The following is a 319-nucleotide window of genomic DNA, read 5'->3' as shown; positions in this document are numbered from 1 at the left end:
AGTGCCGCCAGTCGGATCAGCTCCACTACTTCCTTTGTATTGCCCTCACTGCGTTGAGCTATCAACGGCAAGCTCCGGCGGTCGTCCAGTTGCGAGCGCTCCGGGAAAGGCAGGTTGCGCTGCAAGCCATAGACGAAGTTGCGCAGTTCGTTCGACAGCTCCCACGGTTTGATTGTGATCTTGCGCTTGAACCTACTGGCGAACTGTTGATCCACGTCGAGAACATGCGCCAAGTTGGTAACCGTGGCGGCCACAATCCCAACTCGAGCGGTGTTGCTTAGGCGCTTGAGTTCCGATAAGGCGCGCCGGTGGCTAGCCG

General features: G+C 58.3%; 1 protein-coding gene. It reads right to left on the bottom strand.

Features of this window, described 5'->3' with window-relative positions; translation table 11 throughout:
- On the bottom strand, positions 1-254 hold a 254-nt coding region (locus SB775_RS28360), incomplete at its 3' end, for a hypothetical protein (RefSeq protein ID WP_410864504.1).
- Between the last annotated feature and the right edge of the window lie 65 nt (positions 255-319).

The sequence above is a fragment of the Peribacillus sp. SIMBA_075 genome (genome assembly GCF_046534585.1).
The sequence above is the reverse complement of the archived record's forward strand: the minus strand, read 5'-3'. Positions and strand labels throughout refer to the sequence as shown.